The 15,648-nt window shown below is 59.5% G+C and carries 13 protein-coding genes and 1 pseudogene; 8 read left to right on the plus strand and 6 right to left on the minus strand.

Features of this window, described 5'->3' with window-relative positions; genetic code table 11:
* The first annotated feature begins 96 nt into the window (after positions 1-96).
* The 7 genes from FZ934_RS21180 to folD all read left to right on the plus strand — a co-directional run bounded on the left by FZ934_RS21180 (position 97) and on the right by folD (position 7,194).
* Positions 97-3,003: a monovalent cation/H+ antiporter subunit A gene (locus tag FZ934_RS21180; RefSeq protein ID WP_153272875.1), complete on the plus strand. Its 2,907-nt coding sequence runs from the start codon at positions 97-99 to the stop codon at positions 3,001-3,003.
* Positions 3,003-3,341, plus strand: a complete 339-nt coding sequence (locus FZ934_RS21185) for a Na+/H+ antiporter subunit C (RefSeq protein ID WP_056815445.1) — start codon at positions 3,003-3,005, stop codon at positions 3,339-3,341. Before FZ934_RS21180 ends, FZ934_RS21185 begins: the two co-directional genes overlap by 1 nt.
* A complete protein-coding gene (locus tag FZ934_RS21190) occupies positions 3,338-4,972 on the plus strand; it encodes a monovalent cation/H+ antiporter subunit D (protein ID WP_153272876.1) in 1,635 nt (544 codons plus the stop codon). Before FZ934_RS21185 ends, FZ934_RS21190 begins: the two co-directional genes overlap by 4 nt.
* Positions 4,973-5,449: a Na+/H+ antiporter subunit E gene (locus tag FZ934_RS21195; RefSeq protein WP_153272877.1), complete on the plus strand. Its 477-nt coding sequence runs from the start codon at positions 4,973-4,975 to the stop codon at positions 5,447-5,449.
* Positions 5,446-5,727, plus strand: a complete 282-nt coding sequence (locus tag FZ934_RS21200; protein ID WP_113363843.1) for a K+/H+ antiporter subunit F — start codon at positions 5,446-5,448, stop codon at positions 5,725-5,727. Before FZ934_RS21195 ends, FZ934_RS21200 begins: the two co-directional genes overlap by 4 nt.
* Positions 5,724-6,095 carry a monovalent cation/H(+) antiporter subunit G gene (gene mnhG / locus FZ934_RS21205; RefSeq protein WP_153272878.1) on the plus strand — a complete coding sequence of 124 codons (372 nt, stop codon included), beginning with the start codon at positions 5,724-5,726 and terminating at the stop codon, positions 6,093-6,095. The genes FZ934_RS21200 and mnhG overlap by 4 nt, the downstream gene beginning before the upstream one ends.
* Positions 6,096-6,294: 199 nt before the next feature.
* Positions 6,295-7,194, plus strand: a complete 900-nt coding sequence (folD, locus tag FZ934_RS21210) for a bifunctional methylenetetrahydrofolate dehydrogenase/methenyltetrahydrofolate cyclohydrolase FolD (RefSeq protein ID WP_153269491.1) — start codon at positions 6,295-6,297, stop codon at positions 7,192-7,194.
* Between the two features lie 135 nt (positions 7,195-7,329).
* On the opposite strand, the pseudogene FZ934_RS21215 reads toward folD, so the two are convergent.
* The 6 genes and pseudogenes from FZ934_RS21215 to FZ934_RS21240 all read right to left on the minus strand — a co-directional run bounded on the left by FZ934_RS21215 (position 7,330) and on the right by FZ934_RS21240 (position 15,114).
* A pseudogene (locus FZ934_RS21215) lies at positions 7,330-8,354 on the minus strand (ABC transporter permease).
* A gap of 36 nt (positions 8,355-8,390) precedes the next feature.
* The gene (locus FZ934_RS21220; protein ID WP_153272879.1) at positions 8,391-9,932 is read right to left on the minus strand and encodes a sugar ABC transporter ATP-binding protein; all 1,542 of its coding nucleotides are present in this window, start codon (positions 9,930-9,932) and stop codon (positions 8,391-8,393) included.
* 71 nt (positions 9,933-10,003) lie between these two features.
* Positions 10,004-10,933 carry a sugar ABC transporter substrate-binding protein gene (locus FZ934_RS21225; RefSeq protein ID WP_153272880.1) on the minus strand — a complete coding sequence of 310 codons (930 nt, stop codon included), beginning with the start codon at positions 10,931-10,933 and terminating at the stop codon, positions 10,004-10,006.
* A 402-nt stretch (positions 10,934-11,335) separates the two neighbouring features.
* Positions 11,336-12,313, minus strand: a complete 978-nt coding sequence (locus FZ934_RS21230; RefSeq protein WP_153272881.1) for a SphA family protein — start codon at positions 12,311-12,313, stop codon at positions 11,336-11,338.
* An 84-nt stretch (positions 12,314-12,397) separates the two neighbouring features.
* Positions 12,398-14,323 carry a mechanosensitive ion channel family protein gene (locus tag FZ934_RS21235; protein ID WP_153272882.1) on the minus strand — a complete coding sequence of 642 codons (1,926 nt, stop codon included), beginning with the start codon at positions 14,321-14,323 and terminating at the stop codon, positions 12,398-12,400.
* Entirely contained in the window at positions 14,320-15,114 is a 795-nt protein-coding gene (locus FZ934_RS21240) for a hypothetical protein (RefSeq protein ID WP_153272883.1), read from the minus strand. The genes FZ934_RS21235 and FZ934_RS21240 overlap by 4 nt, the downstream gene beginning before the upstream one ends.
* A gap of 175 nt (positions 15,115-15,289) precedes the next feature.
* On the opposite strand from FZ934_RS21240, the gene FZ934_RS21245 reads away from it, so the two are divergent.
* Complete coding sequence (locus tag FZ934_RS21245) at positions 15,290-15,586, plus strand: hypothetical protein (RefSeq protein WP_153272884.1); 297 nt, start codon at positions 15,290-15,292, stop codon at positions 15,584-15,586.
* Positions 15,587-15,648 lie beyond the last annotated feature (62 nt).

Genomic DNA, 15,648 nt, shown 5'->3' on the forward strand with positions numbered 1-15,648 from the left:
TTCTCGCCGAAAGACCAGCGGTTGATTCTGCATCTGATGGTGGATTTGGCGGAGACAAAAGCGAAGGAATAAGGTGTTGGGATAACAGGCGGATCGATTTCTCTTCTTGCGCTGCTTGTCCTTCCCTTTCTCGGAAGCTTTCTTTCCGTGTTCCTGTTGAACACGTCGTCGCGCCGCCTGCCGGCGGGGTTGGCCGGTGTAGTGACGCTGGCGTCACTACTTCTTACGGCGATTAACTATCCCGCGGTCTCGGGCGGGGGCGTGGTTTACTACAAGCTGCAATGGCTCCCGCAGCTTGGCCTTGATTTCACGTTGCGGATGGATGGTTTTGCATGGATTTTCGCCATGCTGGTTACCGCGATCGGTCTGCTCGTCGTCCTCTATGCTCGCTACTACATGTCGGAAGAGGACCCCGTTCCGCGCTTTTTCTCATTTTTTCTGGCTTTCATGGGAGCCATGCTCGGGATCGTGATTTCCGGCAACGTGATCCTGCTGTCGGTCTTCTGGGAGCTGACGAGCATTTTCTCATTCCTGCTGATCAGCTATTGGCACAACAGCGCCGCGGCACGTGACGGTGCCCGCATGGCGCTGACCGTCACCGGGATCGGCGGCTTTTGCCTGCTGATCGGCCTCATTCTGCTCGGAAACATTGTCGGCAGCTACGACCTCGACAAGATCCTCGCTTCAGGCGACATCATTCGTGCTCATCCGCTCTATCTGCCGGCGCTTATCTTCATTCTGCTCGGCGCGTTGACGAAGAGCGCGCAGTTCCCGTTCCATTTCTGGCTGCCGAATGCGATGGCCGCGCCGACGCCGGTGTCGGCCTTCCTTCACTCCGCAACGATGGTCAAGGCGGGCGTTTTCCTGCTTGCCCGCTTCTGGCCCGCGCTTTCAGGCACCTGGGAATGGTTTTGGATCGTCGGGGCGGCGGGAATTATCACACTCCTGCTTGGCGCCTATTTCGCGATGTTCCAGCGAGACCTCAAGGGACTTCTGGCTTACTCCACAATCAGCCACCTGGGTTTGATCACGACGCTGCTCAGCCTGGGCAGTCCGCTGGCAACGGTCGCAGCGATCTTCCATATGCTAAATCACGCCACCTTCAAGGCGTCGCTGTTCATGGCCGCCGGGATCATCGATCATGAGACCGGCACGCGCGATATGCGAAGACTCAGCGGATTGTTCCGGTTTATGCCGTTCACGGCCACTCTTGCCATCGTCGCAAGCGCTGCCATGGCGGGCGTGCCGCTTCTGAATGGCTTCCTGTCAAAGGAGATGTTCTTTGCCGAGGCCGTCGAGACACATGCGGACTCGATCCTTGATCGAATTTTGCCCTATGTCGCGACGCTGGCCGCTGCCTTCAGCGTCGCCTATTCCCTGCGCTTCATTCACACTGTCTTTTTCGGGCCGCCGCCGCACGACCTGCCGGTCGCCAAGCCGCACGAGCCGCCGCGCTGGATGCGCTTTCCGATAGAACTTCTGGTGGTCCTCTGCCTCGTGGTGGGTATTATCCCGGCGCTGTCGATCGGTCCCTTCCTGCATACGGCTGTCGTCAGCGTTCTTCGTGAGGACACGCCGGAATACAGCCTCGCCATTTGGCACGGCGTCAATCTTCCGCTGATCATGAGCGCGATCGCGCTTGCCGGAGGCGTGGCGATCTATGTGCTGCTGAAAGACTATTTCGCGCGTTGCGACGATGGCCCGCCCATATTCCGGAAGCTCAAGGGGCAACGAATCTTCGAGCGTATCCTAGTCGAGGTGTCCTGGCGTTGGGCTCGTATCGCCGAACAGCGGCTCGGAACGCGCAGGCTCCAGCAGCAGCTGCGCTGGGTCGTGGTGATGGGCTTTGCTGCCGGTTTGCTGCCGCTTTACCTCAGAGGTTTTCAGAGCCGACCCTTTACCAATTCCGGAATAGATCCGGTGTTCGCGACATTGTGGGCGATCGGCATATGCCTTGCCATCGGCACGGCTTACCTCGCGAAATACCATCGGCTTGCCGCGCTGATCATGCTTGGCGGCGTCGGATTGATCGTCTGCACGACTTTCATCTGGCTCTCGGCGCCTGATCTCGCCATCACCCAGTTGCTGGTCGAAATCGTCACGACGGTTCTGATCCTTCTTGGCCTTCGGTGGCTGCCGAAGCGGAGCGAGGGGTTCGGCGAAACGATGACATTGCGTTCGAGATTCCGTCGCTTCCGTGACTTCGCGCTTGCCGTCGTGTGTGGTGTGTCGATGTCGTTGATGGCCTACGCGGTCATGACGATGCCGGTGCCGGACGCGATCGCGAATTACTTCCTGGAGAACGCCTATTCGCTGGGCGGCGGGCGCAATGTCGTCAACGTCATTCTCGTCGACTTCCGAGGCTTCGACACGCTTGGTGAGATCGCCGTCCTCGGCGTCGTTGCCCTGACTGTTTATGCGCTGCTTCGCCGCTTCCGCCCTGCGGATGACAGCATGGGGATGCCCGAGCAGCAGCAGATCCAGAACCGCTTCGATGAAGAGCGTCCGGAGCGCTCTGCAGGGGATACCGTCCGCGACTACATGCTTGTGCCGTCCGTGATTATGCAATGGCTGTTTCCTGTCGTCATTACCTTCGCGGTCTACATTTTCATGCGCGGACACGACTTGCCGGGTGGCGGCTTCTCGGCCGGACTGACGCTGTCTATCGCTTTCCTGCTCCAGTATCTCGCTGGTGGGACGCGCTGGGCGGAAGATCGAATTCGTATTCTTCCGCTGCGCTGGATGGGGGCGGGGTTGCTTACGGCATTCCTGACGGGTGCGGGCGCCTGGCTATTCGGTTATCCGTTCCTGACGACCCATTCCCGCTACATCGAGTTGCCGCTGATTGGAAAAATGCCGGCGGCGACCGCGCTTCTGTTCGATCTCGGTGTCTTCAGTCTGGTTGTCGGCTCGACGGTGCTCATTCTCGTCGCGCTCGCGCACCAGTCGATCCGCATCAACCGCCTTCGCGCGATAGAGACCGCCAAGTCGGAGGAGGCGTAATGGAACTGATCTTGTCGATCGCGATCGGGGTGATGACGAGCTGCGGGATCTGGCTGATCCTGCGCCCGCGAACCTACCAGGTTATTGTCGGGCTCTCGCTGCTGTCCTACGCCGTCAATCTCTTCATTTTCGGCGTTGGTGGCGTCAAGGCCAACGTGCCGCCGATCTTGGGAGATGGGCTTCCGGTGACGGCGCTTGCCGATCCGGTGCCGCAGGCGCTCGTGTTGACGGCTATTGTTATCGGCTTTGCAACGACCGCGCTTTTCCTTGTGGTGCTGCTCGCTTCCCGTGGACTGACCGGCAATGACCATGTCGACGGCAGGAACGAACCGCGATGAACAGCTGGACACACCATCTCGTTATTGCGCCGATCCTCATTCCGCTCGTGGCGAGCGCTGTTCTGCTCTTCGTCGATGAGCGCCGCCGCACCACCAAGGCGATGATCAGCCTTGCCGCCACGGTCATTCTTGCATTCGTCGCCTTCCTGCTTTTCCGCATCGAGAGCGGTCCGAATGATTTCGAGGGGGTCTATCTTCTCGGGAATTGGGCAGCACCTTTCGGGATCGTTCTGGTTCTCGACGGGCTCTCTGCGCTGATGCTGCTCTTGACAGCGCTGCTGGCGGTCCCCGCGCTGGTCTTCTCGATGGCGCGATGGCACGCCGTCGGCGCTCACTTTCACAGCATGTTCCAGCTGCTGCTCATGGGCGTAAATGGTGCCTTCCTGACGGGGGACCTGTTCAACCTCTTCGTCTTCTTCGAAGTGATGCTCGCGGCATCCTACGGTCTCCTGCTGCACGGTTCCGGTCCGTTGCGTGTGAAGGCGGGCATGCACTACATCGCGGTCAATCTCGTGGCGGCGCTTCTCTTCCTGATCGGCGTCAGCTTGATCTACGGCACCGCCGGAACGCTGAACATGGCCGATCTCGCCGCCCGCATTCCCGACATCGAGCCCGATCGCCGTATGTTGATGGAAGCTGGAGCGGGTATTCTCGGGATCGTGTTTCTGATCAAGGCCGGGATGTGGCCACTCTGCTTCTGGCTTCCACCTGCCTATAGCGCCGCCTCGGCGCCGGTCGCCGGTATTTTCGCGATCATGAGCAAGCTCGGCATCTACGCGATCTTGAGATTGACGATGTTGCTCTTCGGGGAGGGGCCGTCCGCGGGGTTCGGCAATATCGTTCTTCTCTATGGCGGGATGGCCACGATCATCTTCGGCACCATCGGCGTGCTGGCCTCTCAGGCGCTCGGTCGGCTCGCCGGGTTCTCCGTTCTGGTGTCCTCAGGCACGCTGTTGATGGTGCTTGGCATCAATGACGGAGCGATATCCTCCGGCGGCTTGCTCTACCTCGTCAGTTCGACGTTATCGATCAGCGCCTTCTTCATGCTGATCGAACTCGTGGAACGCGGCCAGGATGCGGGAGCGAACGTTCTCGCGGTTACGATGGAAGCCTATGGTGATGCGGAAGAGGACGAGCCCGAGGAGGCTGATGGCGTCGCCATGCCCGGCACAATGGCTATCCTCGGTGTCTGCTTTGCCGCCTGCGCGATCCTGCTTTCCGGTCTGCCACCACTTTCCGGGTTCGTCGCAAAGTTTGCCATGCTTTCGGCGATGATGGGCACGGGCGCGATCGGAGTGCCGCCGACTGCCGCGATCTGGACACTCATTACGCTCGTTATCCTGTCTGGAGTGGCAGCGCTGATTTCCATGACGCGAGCGGGCATCCGAACCTTCTGGAGCTCGATCGAGGGAACAGTGCCGCGGGTTCTCGTCATCGAGATCGTGCCCGTCATGTTCCTGCTGTTGCTGACCCTTGGCCTGACAGTGCAGGCGGGGCCGGCAATGCAATATATGGATTCGACCATCCGAACGCTGCGCAAACCCAGCGTCTACATCGATGCGGTCAGCAAGGCTGTGCGGATTCCGGACTACAAGGCAAGCGGCGCCGGCAGCGAAACGGGGAGCCACTAGATGTTTCCTTATCCGATCCTGACCGCTTGCCTGATACTGATGTGGCTGCTTCTCAACGGGTTTACGCTCGGCCAGTTCGTGCTGGGCGCTATCGTCGCCGTGGTAGCGTCATGGGCCATGGCTTCGTTGCGCCCGGAAAGGCCGAACCTTGCCAAGTGGTACCTGCTGCCGAAGCTCTTTTTCCGGGTGGTCTACGATATTGTCGTATCGAACCTCGCGGTTGCGTGGGTCATTCTTCGAAGTGGTCGTCAGCGGCATAGTCCGGGTTTCCTGACCATTCACCTCGAGATCAGAAACCAGTTCGCTCTGGCGCTGCTCGCCGTCATCCTGACCAGTACCCCGGGATCGGCCTGGCTCGAATACGATTCCAACGACAATACAGTTCTTCTTCACGTCCTCGACATCCAGAATGAGGCGGTTTGGCGCGACACCATCAAGAACCGGTATGAGAAACTGTTGATGGAGATATTCGCATGAGCGCCATCATTCTTTTCACGGCGGTTTCGGTCGCGCAGCTCATGCTGGTGGCGGCAATGGCGATTGCGTCGATCAGGATGTTCATCGGCCCGCGCGCGCAGGACCGCATCATCGCGCTCGACACTTTTTACGTCAACGCGATGCTGCTGTTGGTCACCTTCGGCGTTGGTACCGGCCGCGGCGTCTATTTCGAGGCCGCGTTGGTGATCGGTATGCTCGGCTTCGTGGCGACGGTGGCGCTTGCGAAATTCCTGATGCGCGGGGAGGTTATCGAATGATCCATGACAGCACCGATCTGCCGATTTGGGCGGCCGCTATCGTCGCCGGACTTTTGCTGATCGGCGCATCGCTCGCCCTGATCGGTGCAATCGGCTTTCTGCGGTTGCCAACCTTTTACGAGCGGATTCATGCACCGACGCTTGGCACCAGCTGGGGCGTTGGCGCGATCATGCTTGCATCGATGGTCTTCTTTTCCCTCGCTTCGGAGCGACTGGTAATCCACGAGCTCCTGATCGGGGCTTTCGTCACCGTCACGACGCCCGTGACGTTCATGCTGCTCGCGCGCGCTGCCCTTCACCGCGATCGAGCCGAAGGCGATCCGATCGTTCCGGCAAAGGGAAGTGGTCGCGATCTTACCGAGAAGTAGGTTCGGACTTGGCGCAGCAGGTCGAAATCCTTTCCTGATGGATTACATCAGCGTGCTCGGCTGCAGATGATTGTTTTGATAAAATGTGTCAGCGCCACATTGAGGTTGCCTGCGCGCCAACCTAGTGTCCGGTAGCCGCTTTGCATGTGCCAACAGCGTGACATGCGAGCAACGACACAATGCCTTTGTTGGGTAGGACATGACGACAGTAATCGACGGCAAACAGGTTGCAGCTTCTGTAATCGAGACGGTGAAGGCCGCGACATCGGCTTTGCAAAAGCAGAGCGGCGTGGCGACGGGTCTGGCGGTGGTCATCGTCGGTGACGATCCGGCAAGCCACGCCTATGTCAATTCGAAGGGCAAGATGGCCAAGGAGTGCGGCTTCAAGTCCGTGCAGCATACGCTGCCGGAGCAAACCAGCCAGGAAGAGCTTGCCACCCTTGTCGCCTCGCTGAACGAGGATCCTTCGATCCACGGCATCCTGGTACAGCTGCCGCTGCCGAAGCACCTGAAATCCGATCCGATCATCCAGTCGATCCGTCCAGAAAAGGATGTCGATGGCCTGCATGTGGTCAATGCCGGAAAGCTTGCGACCGGTGATCTCGAGACCGGTCTCGTCTCGTGCACGCCGGCAGGCGCCATGGTGTTCGTGCGCCGCACCCATGGCGAGGATCTGTCTGGCCTGAATGCCGTCGTCGTCGGCCGTTCCAACCTGTTCGGCAAGCCGATGGCGCAGCTGCTGCTGAATGCCAACGCGACGGTGACCATCGCGCATTCACGCACCAAGGACCTGCCGGCAGTCTGCCGCAACGCCGACATCCTGGTGGCGGCGGTTGGTCGTCCGGAAATGGTCAAGGCGGATTGGGTCAAGCCGAGCGCAACGGTTATCGACGTCGGCATCAACCGGATTGCCGCCCCTGAAAAGGGCGAGGGCAAGACGCGCCTCGTCGGTGATGTCGCATTTGCCGAGGTGGCTGATGTCGCCGAGGTGATCACGCCGGTCCCTGGCGGTGTCGGCCCGATGACGATCGCCATGCTGATGGCTAACACCGTGATCGCCGCGCATCGCTCGGCCGGGCAGACGCCACCAGTCTTCTGATCAGCGCGATGGTGCCGCGCCCCGTCGAGGCGCTGATCAGTTCTGCGCTAAGAGCAACACAAGACGCTTCCCTACTGAAAAAATAAGGCCCGCGACGATATCGCGGGCCGTATTTTTATAGCGTTGCGCTGCGCGTCAGTGTTTTGCGCGACGCTTCTGACGATGCACGTCGATAACGACGGCGGCCACGATGATCAGGCCTTTGACGATCTCCTGATAGTAGGCGTCGACCCGCAGGAAGGTGAAGCCCGACGTCATGACGCCAAGGATGACCGTTCCGATAACCGTGCCGGTGATCCGACCGACGCCGCCGGTCAGAGACGTTCCGCCGATAACGGTCGCTGCGATCGCATCCAGCTCGTACATCACGCCCATGCCGGCCTGAGCTGTCTGAGCGCGCGCCGCCGTCACGATGCCGGCGAGGCCAGCGAGAAGACCTGCGATCGCATAGACCTTGATGAGGTGTGCTTCGATATTGATACCCGACACACGCGCAGCCTGCGGGTTGGCGCCGATCGCATAGGTGAACTTGCCGTAGCGGGTGTAGCGCAGGACGATGTGGAAGATGAAAGCGACGACAAGGAAAACGATAACGGGCCAGATACCGGTTCCGATGAAGTTGAACTGCTCCGTCAGGCCGGAGACCGGCTGCCCTTCGTGTACCACTTCGAAATACCGCGCGCGGACACCATCATGCCAAGCGTTGCGATGAAAGGCGGGATCTTCGTCTTCGCGATGAGCTGTCCGTTGACATATCCCGCGGCAAGGCCAATGAGCAGGCCGACGCCGATCGGAATGAAGAACGGCAGGTCAGTCAGCCCCGGATAGAGTGCGCGAGGCCAGGTCGACGCCTGGGCAAAACTTGCCGCGATCATCGCCGTCATGCCGACGACCGAGCCGGAGGAGAGGTCGATGCCACCGGTGATGATCACCTGCGTCACGCCGACGGCGATGATGCCGATAACGGAAACCTGAAGGATCATGATGGTGAGGCGCTGAGAGTTCATCAGGAAGCTCTGCCCGACAAAGATCCAGCCGAGGATTTCGTAGATCAGCGCGATACCGACGAGCACGAGAAAAATGCTCAGTTCCGGCGGAACGCGATGGCGCCGGGATCTCGCGGGAATGGCTGCGGCCGCTTCGGCGGTGTTCGTATTCATGTCTTCCTCCCTTGGCGACAGGACGGGTTACGGCGCTTATTGTGCCGCGAGCTCCATCACCTTGACTTGAGTTGCTTCACTGCGGTTCAGGAAGCCCGTTACGCGCCCCTCGTGCATGACCATGATGCGGTCGCTCATGCCCAGAACTTCCGGCATTTCCGATGAGATCATGATGACCGCGACGCCTGTCTTGGCCATCTCGGTGATCAGGCGGTGAATTTCCGCCTTGGCGCCGACATCGATTCCGCGCGTCGGTTCGTCGAGGATCAGGATCTTCGGATTGGTCAGCATCCAGCGGCCGATCAGAACCTTTTGCTGATTGCCGCCCGACAGGTTCTCGACGCGCTCGAAGAGATGCGGCGTCTTCACGCGCAGCTTCTTTGCCATATCAGCGCAGGTCTGTTCGAGGGCCGCTTCCTGGACAAAGCCGCCTTTGACGTAACGATCGTGCAGGACCGCGACCTGCATGTTTTCAAGGACATTGAGGATGAGAAGACAGCCCGTATCCTTGCGGTCTTCGGTCAGGAAGGCCATGCCGTGGCGGATCGCCGTGGTCGGCGTTCTGATATCGACCGTCTTTCCGAAAAGTTCGATGCTTCCCGCCGATGCCGGGGTCACGCCGAACAAGGTCTCGGCGACATTGGAGCGACCGGAACCGACCAGGCCCGCAATCCCGAGGATTTCACCTGCACGAACATCGAACGAGATATCGCGAAAGACGTTGTTGAGAGCGAGATTCGATACCTTCAGAACGACGTCCCCGATCGGGACATCCTCCTTCGGGAACATCTGGGTGATCTCGCGACCGACCATCATGCGAATGATGTCATCGCGGGTGACGTCGGTCGAGGCGTGGGTGCCGATATATTTGCCATCACGGAAGACAGAGAACTCGTCGGCGATTTCGAAGAGCTCGTTCATCTTGTGCGTGATGTAGACAATGCCGATACCGCGCGCACGCAGGTCCCGGATAATGCGAAACAGGTGCTCGACCTCTCGCTCCGTCAGCGCCGATGTCGGCTCGTCCATGATCAGGACGTCTGAATTGTAGGAGACGGCCTTGGCGATCTCGACCATCTGACGGCTCGCGACGGACAGATGCCGGACCTGGATTTCAGGATCGATGTCGATGTTCAGCCGCTGAAAGAGTTCTTCCGTCAGCCGGAACATCTCGCCGTGATCGATGAAGCCGAATTTGTTCTTCGGCTCGCGACGGATCCAGATGTTTTCCGCGACAGTCATGAAAGGCATCAGGTTGAGTTCCTGATGGATCATGGCAATGCCGTTTTCGAGCGCATCCAACGGGGATTTCAGGCGGATCTCAATGCCCTTCATCCGCACTTCGCCTTGATCAGGCGTGTAGATGCCGGCCAAAATCTTCATGAGCGTGGACTTGCCTGCGCCGTTCTCGCCCATCAGCGCATGGACCGAGCCGCGCTTGAGCTTGAACTGCACGTCATCCAGGGCAAGAACGCCCGGAAATTCTTTACGGATGCCTTCGGCAGCAAGAAGATATTCCGCGTTAGGAACAATGCCGCTCGCGCGCACGGCTGCCATCGTCGACGGGCTTAAAGCCATCTCAATACCTCCCCGATACCGACAGTCTTTGTAAATGGATGCGGGCCGGAGCCCGCATCCAGATGCCCTGCTTAGTTCTTCGCGACGAAGTCCTTGACGTTCTCAGGCGTGACGAGCTGGAAGGGAATGTACACCTTCTTGTCGATCTTTTCGCCCTTTGCGAGCTTTAGAGCGGCGTCGAGCGCGCCCTTGCCCTGACCGGCGGCGTCCTGGAAGACGGTGACGTCAAGATCGCCGGCCTGCATTGCTGCAAGAGCGTCCTGCGTTGCGTCAACGCCGCCGATCACCACCGACTTCATGTCCTTGCCGGCAGCCTTCAGCGCCTGGATGGCGCCGATCGCCATTTCGTCGTTGTTGGAGATGACAGCGTCGAACTCGAGGCCGCTGGAGAGCCAGTTGGTCATCAGGTCGGAGCCCTGCGTACGCTCCCAGTTGGCAGTCTGCTTCTCGACGATTTGAAGGCCTTTGCATTCATCCGTCTTGAGAACGTCTTCCACGTCCTGGGTACGCATGCGAGCCGCCTGGTTCGACAGTTCGCCCATCATCACGACGACCTTGCCCTTGCCACCCAGCAGGCGGCAGACTTCCTTGGTTTCCAGCGTGCCGGATTCCTTTTCGTTGGAAGCAACAAAGGCCTGCTTTTCCGGCAGGGTGTCAACGTTCACAGGCTCGCGGTTGACGTAGACGAGCGCAATGCCGGCGTCGGCAGCGAGCTTGGACATGGCAGCCGTCGCATCCGTATCAACTGGGTTGACGACGATGGCGTCAACCTTGGATGCGATGAAGTTCTGAATCTGGCTCTGCTGCTTTGCAACGTCGTTGCCGGCGTCTTCCACCTGAAGCGTGACGCCGTTCAGGGTCTTGGCATAATCCTGCATGCCGTTCCGGAGAACCGTCAGGAAGTTATCGTCGAATTTCGCCATCGAGACGCCGACCGTTTCGGCATGGGCTGCAGTCGACATCAGAAGCGCGGCAGCTGCGCCAAGCATGAATTTTTTCATCATTTCCTCCTCAAACGGTGTCCGGCGCACCCTCCTCACTCCGGATGTCGGCCCTCCGCCGACCACTCGCTGACTTCTGCGAAATGAAATAAACAAACCGCAACTCGCAGCGAATGGAATATTTGTTCCATATCTTGCTGCGTCGGTCAAGGCGTTTATCTGAACGCGCGGACAGGAAGTGGATAAAGCAGAGAGATCGCCGGTTTGCGCCGCTCGCGAAAGCGTCGGATGCCGGTGGATGGCCGCGAAAATGAAATGAACATTCCGACGATAACCAGCCGCTCGTCAGGCCGAATGAAGGCCCACGCAAGCCCGGCACCGGAGCTGGTCTGCCCAGGAATCTGATGGTGCTCCCTTCAGCGTGATTCTACGCTTGAGGGACGGAGCTAGTGGCAGAGCTGCCTACTCGACCTTCTTCGGGGCGCGGGGCGCGAAAGCCAGCGAAAGCCATACATTCCAACCCTCCGGTCGGTTCTTGGCGCCGAACTCATAGTAGCCCTTGAGGTTCAGAAAACCGGATGTCTTGTCATTGACATCGAAGTTGTAGCCGACCTGTGGTCCGACACCGAAGACACGGGACTTGAAGTCGCCAAGGCTTGCACCCGCCCCGCTGTCTCCGGTGATCTGCTGGTAGGCATATCCGGCGACGCCGACATAGAGATGCTCATTCAGGAATTGCGACGCGCCCCAATCGATATGGGCGTCGACGCCGTTCTGATAGTCGGTGTCCGGGTTCTCGAAATTGTAGGTTAGGCCGCCGACAATGGAGAATTCGCGACCGGTGGAGACATCGAGGTAGGTGTAGCCAACGCCGCCATCGATGGCGCCGTGGCCGATCCCGAGATTGGCAAGGCGGTCGGAATCGTAGGCGCCGACAGGTATGTCGCCGGTGATATAGGCAAGGTAGTTATCGACGCCGTCGTTCCATTTCAGAGTGGCCTGCGGCAACAAGTCCCCGAATGCCGTCCGGCTATCGCATCGCTCTCCGGAGACCGAGCCGCCAAGCGGCCCGGTCAGGGTCGCGTCGACGCAGGCGTGACTGCGGCCGGCGACGCCGAGGAGGCTAACAGCGAATTGCCCATTCCATAAAGGCTGTTCGAACGTGTAGGTGGGTCCGAAGGCAAGCAGATTGCCGCGGCCCTTGATGCCGAGATCGACCTGACCGCCGCCACCGCGGGTAAAGGCTTCGCTCGCGCCAGCGCTGACCGATGGATGGATATACACGGTGGCGAACGACCATCCTGGCTGGGCAGGAACGGCGGCGAAGCTTCCGTAAAGGCCGGGCAGCCAGAAGCTGATGCCGGACTCATCTGCTCGGGCCTCCTGTGCAAAAAGGCAGGATACTCCGACGCAAAGTGCGGCCGTCCAGTTCCTTGTCATCGAATCGCCCCCACGATCTACCTGGACGAGAGTACATGAGTGATTGCAGGCTGCAACTCACGATCGTTCGCCGAAGAGGCAACATCACTCCACACCCGATGACTTTTCCTGCTGGACGCGGACGGCGCTCGCGGCCGCGGCGCCGCCGCCCTTATCATCGCCACCAACTTGAACTGTGGGTTGTGCAAACTCGATGCCGCTTGCCTGGAATGCTTCTCTGATCTTCGCGTAGGCTTTGCGCCTGATATAGGTCTGCATGCCCGGCACGGTCGTCATGGCGAAGCTGATGACGATCCCGTAATCGCCGAACTCCTCAACGCCCTTCATCTTCAAGGGTTGAATGAACAGAGGCCCAAGCTCGGCATCCTCGGCGAGTTCAGCACCGATGCGCTTTGCTATCTTTCGTGCTTTCTCGATATCCGTGTCATAGGCGACATTGATGCGGAATTTGTCGATGACCCAGTCTCGGCTCATGTTCTCGACCGCACCGAGTTCGCCGAAGGGCACCGTGAACACGGGGCCGCGATGATGGCGCAGTCGTACGGAACGCAGACTGAATCCCTCGACGGTTCCCTTGTAGCTCTTCGCTTGGATGTATTCCCCGACACGGAATGCGTCGTCGAGCATATAGAAGACGCCGCTGATGACATCCTTGACCAGGGTCTGCGAACCGAAGCCGATCGCGACTCCGAAGATGCCGGCACCAGCGATCAAAGGACCAATCTGCACGCCGAGTTCCGACAGCACGATCAGGCCGGCCATCACGGCGACGATCACGGCCAGGGCGTTGCGAAAGATCGGCAGCAGCGTGCGAAACCTTGCACGGCGGGCGGCATCGGCAGGTGGAAGAGCGGTGGTATCCGTTGATGTCGCGAGGGCTCTGTCGATCCAGCTTTTCGCGAGCTGCCAGAGGAGGTCAGCCACCAGGAGCACCAGAACACTTTTCAGCAGGCCATAGAACAGCGCCCTGACCAGCGGATCGTTGTGGGCGAAACCGTCGGAATTCATCTCCCAGACGAAGGCAAGCCATGCGACGGCGAGCGTGATGACCGTCGCACGAGCACCTCTCGCGACGATGACATTACGGAGCGAGCCTGCGGCGCCTGAGGAGAATTCCTCGGCTGCCTGCCCGACGCCGCGGAGGATGCCGGGGAGAACGAGGGCGTAAATTCCAAGCCAGAACAAGCCCTGGAGATCGAGACACCACAACAGCCAGACCGCGAAGAGAAACACTGTCAGCGCTGCCCTCGAAGCGCGCGGCTTGAGCGACGTGGACCAGGAGGCCTCGATTGCAAGCACGAGAATGACAATCGAGAAGCAGTAGGAAAGGGCTTCGGATACCGCGGGATCAACGCCAAGCGGCGCCCCTAGTGCTGCGTTGGCGGCAGCAAAAATCACGACGGCGAGAAGGATGCGCGCTCGCAGACGAAGCGGGCGTTGCCGCCCCAGCGCAAGTGCGATGAGAACCGACCCCAGCCGATACAGCACGAATGCCGACAGGTAGGCGAGCAGGCTCACGCGTGCGAGCGGTGGCCAGTCGACAGCGAAGAAGATAATCGCCATCGTTGCAGCGAAAATCGCGACCGGCGCAAGGCTACCCAATACGCCGTCGGAACGCGGTCGGTACTTCCGGAAAAACCATTCAGCTGCCAGACCTACGGCGACCAACGCGGCAAAGATGATGAATACGGGTGCGTAGCCGTGTGAGATTGCATCCTGTCTGGTGCGGGTGGCCGCTGCTCCGATCTCCATGGGAATACGGGGAACGGCCGAGATGATCGCGTCGATCCTGGTTCTGACGCCGGTCTCCCACCCGGCAAGTTTTGGCTTGTCGGCAGCAGCTGATGGTGCCGTGGTTACCGTGCTCCTGCGCTCGGCAAGCAGAGACTGCACCTCAGGATCCTTAAGGAGCTTGAGGAGTTCATCGACTTTCTGTTCTGCTGATGGCGCTTGGGCATGCGCCGAAAAGGCGACGACGAGTGCAAACAGAAGCGTCGACAGCCATTTCATTCTGCGAGCTTTCTTATTGGGAACTGGAAGTTCATACCGGCAAATATCTGCCAGCGGGGCGAGCCCGCGCCATCTTTCCAGACTGTGTACTGCGGCTCAACAAACGCGTTCATGGTGATGCCCTTGTCCAACGGGATCACTTTGCCGACGCCGAAGCCGACGGGGACATAAGAACTGCCGCTTTCGAAGTTGAAATTCCAGGTCGCCGAGGAACGGAGATACCAGCCGCGCGCCAGGTTGAAGTTAACGATCGGCTGAAACGTGAAAAGGTTGACATCAGGCCGGTCGCTCTGACCGGCGAAGGACGTCTGGTACGTCGCAAGGCCACCGATAAGGCCCCACGTCTGTGCTGCGACGACGACGCCCGCGCCACCGATCTGCCACTTGCCGCTGCCGAGCGATTCGCCGGTTGCTGTCGGCAGGACGACGAGCGGGCCGGCGCCCAACGTCACCTCGCCATGCTTCGGCAGGATGAAGATGTCCATGAGGGTCAGATCGCCGAGCCCCGTCACGTATCCGGAAGGCTCGTCGGGCGCGGTCGCGACCGGCAGGGTATAACGGAATAGCTGCGGCATTCCGCCGAGATCGTATGGTATCAACCCACGCAGCAGAAGCTGGTTTGACTTCGGGCTGCCCGGCACATCGTTGAAGCTTGGAATGTAGTAATCGTGGAAATTGACCGTGATTTTCGGCGTCAGCGGATTGTTGGCCTCGTTAACGTCTGAGTGCTCTTGAGCGACTGCGGTACCAAAGGACAAGGCAGTGAACGCAAGTATCAACCACAGCTTCATGGCTACTCCTATCGCTGGAATCGCATCAAGCCATGTCTCCCCTATGGACACCAGTCTGTAACGGTAACAGCAACGTTGGTCTGGCGATGCAGCTCGCGTTTACTGTTACGTACTTCCCCGCTTGCGTACTGTCGCTTAATTTCATCGCCTGTCATCCGGGACACGGGGTTGTGCAATGAACGAGCGCAACGAGGCGGCAGGAAATGGAAGAAAAGCCGCCCAGCGAGGACTGTGGAGGCTGATGCTGAAGCTGCCTTCATCAAGAGGCCGGCTGCAAATTCTGGCGGCCACGATGCCCTCGCTTCACGATCTCTTCGAGGCCTATGAGGAGGCCTCGGTTGCTCTCGAAAACATGCTCAAGGAGCGAGATCGTTCGGACTGTCCGTTGATCGTCGAATACGAGCAGCTCTGCGTCGATATCGAAGACGATGTGATCAGATACATGCTGGAGAAGGGCTCCGGCGGCCCGTGACACGCCTCGATATAATCGCCTCTCGGTTATATTACGTTCACCGATTGCAACTAGATGTAATA

Origin of the sequence: Rhizobium grahamii (assembly GCF_009498215.1) — a bacterium.
In the GTDB taxonomy this organism is placed as follows: Bacteria; Pseudomonadota; Alphaproteobacteria; order Rhizobiales; family Rhizobiaceae; genus Rhizobium; species Rhizobium grahamii_A.